The sequence below is a fragment of the Eudoraea sp. genome, assembly GCF_049665975.1.
Taxonomy (GTDB): Bacteria; Bacteroidota; Bacteroidia; order Flavobacteriales; family Flavobacteriaceae; genus Eudoraea.
Genome location: NZ_JBATGR010000314.1, coordinates 1 through 1,912, shown reverse-complemented (window position 1 = coordinate 1,912; position 1,912 = coordinate 1). Strand labels below are relative to the sequence as shown.

3 protein-coding genes are annotated in these 1,912 nt (G+C 37.8%); all 3 read left to right on the top strand.

What is annotated here, in order from left to right; genetic code table 11:
- Positions 1-701: phosphate acyltransferase (locus tag WBN20_RS11155; RefSeq protein WP_424281729.1), on the top strand; the 701-nt coding region annotated here is incomplete at its 5' end.
- Positions 702-731: 30 nt separating this feature from the next.
- Positions 732-1,313, top strand: coding sequence for a Holliday junction branch migration protein RuvA (gene ruvA / locus WBN20_RS11150; RefSeq protein ID WP_424281728.1), 582 nt, complete (start codon positions 732-734; stop codon positions 1,311-1,313).
- Between the two features lie 6 nt (positions 1,314-1,319).
- Positions 1,320-1,912: hypothetical protein (locus tag WBN20_RS11145; RefSeq protein WP_424281727.1), on the top strand; the 593-nt coding region annotated here is incomplete at its 3' end.

The following is a 1,912-nucleotide window of genomic DNA, read 5'->3' as shown; positions in this document are numbered from 1 at the left end:
GGGCAATGATGGTCTTGGAAGGCGATGCTGATGGTATGATTTCAGGGCATTCAAGGGCATATTCAAATGTGGTAAAGCCAATTTTTGAAGTCATAGGAAAGGCAAATAACGTTTCAAAGGCGGCAACTGCTCATATTATGATTACCCAGAGAGGCCCTTTAATCCTTGCAGATACCTCAATAAATATTGATCCGAATGCAGAAGAATTGGCTGAGATAACTCAGATGACTGCCAATCTGGGTCTTGCCTTTGGTTTTGATCCTGTTTTGGCACTTCTGTCGTATTCTAATTTTGGTTCCTCCAACCATCCGCATGCCGTTAAGGTAAGAGAAGCTGTTAAGATATTACACTCAAAAAATCCGCAATTAATAGTTGATGGAGAAATACAAACTGATTTCGCACTTAACAAAAAACTTCGAAAAAGTCAGTTCCCGTTTTCCACTCTGGGAGGTAAAAGAGTAAATACCTTAATTTTCCCTAATCTTGAGGCGGCAAATATTACCTATAAATTACTTAAAGAGCTTCATGCTGCAGAATCAATTGGGCCAATTATGCTGGGCCTTAGAAAGGCGGTTCACGTTTTGCAATTGGGTGCCAGTGTAGAAGAAATGGTAAATATGACCGCTGTAGCGGTTATAGATGCCCAGGAGCGTGAGAAAAGGCGTAAGGTAAAAATGGGATTGAGTAACGAAACGGATTAATACACCATTTCAATAATAAATAAAATATAAATGATTACCCATTTAAAAGGTAGGCTTGTAGAAAAGAATCCCACTTACGTAGTAATAGAATGCGGCGGAGTTGGCTATTTCGTAAACATATCACTTCATACTTTTTCAAAAATTTTGGATTCGGAAAGTATTCAGCTTTATACACATTTGCAGATAAAGGAAGACTCACATACCTTATTTGGATTTGCGGAAAACTCCGAAAGAGAAATATTCAGGTTATTGCTGTCTGTTTCAGGAATAGGGTCAAGTACTGCCAGAACAATGCTTTCTTCGCTTACGCCCTTGCAGGTTAAGAATGCAATTGCCTGTGGGGATGTTCCTACAATACAGGCCGTTAAGGGTATAGGCGCTAAAACCGCTCAACGCGTTATTTTGGACCTAAAAGACAAGGTTTTAAAAATCTATGATATTGACGAAGTTTCACCAAATTCAAACAATACAAATAAAGAAGAAGCGTTATCTGCTTTAGAGGTTCTCGGGTTTGTCCGAAGGCAGTCAGAAAAGGCTGTTGAAAAGGTTTTATCTCAGGACCCTACTCTAAGCGTAGAGGACATTATAAAACACGCGCTTAAAAATTTGTAAATAAGTTTGAAAAAAGGGGCAAAATCAATTCTTAAATCATATTCATTTAAGCTTTTTTTACTTTCCTTCATTTTTCTGGGAGTTATAAATACAATTCAGGCTCAGGAAACAAATGAACAGGAAACAGATTCTGTACAGATTGATTCTGTTCAGACCGGGTTTGCTCTGGGAAGAATTTTACTGGAAAATCCTAATAGCATTGTTTCTAAATATACGTATGATCCCAAGCTTGATAGATATTTCTATTCTGAAATGGTGGGGGATTTTGATATTAGCTACCCTATTATACTTACACCTGAACAGTACTTAGATCTGGTACAACAGGAAAACATGAAGTCCTATTTTAAAGAAAAAATAGATGCATTCTCAGGTAAAAAAGCCGGCTCCGAAGAGGCCCGAAAAAACTTGCTTCCTAATTTCTATGTAAATAGCGGATTTTTTGAGACCATATTTGGTGGAAATACTATTGAAGTAATTCCCCAGGGATCTGTTGCAATGGACCTTGGTGTTATATGGCAAAAAAATGACAACCCAGCACTTTCTCCAAGAAACCGTACCAATCTCTCATTTGATTTTGATCAGCGTATTAGTTTAAGCTT

What these genes read in the sequence shown, in the direction of transcription:
- ruvA (WP_424281728.1), top strand. Translation starts at nt 732, where the DNA reads ATGATTACCCATTTAAAAGGTAGGCTTGTAGAAAAGAATCCCACTTAC.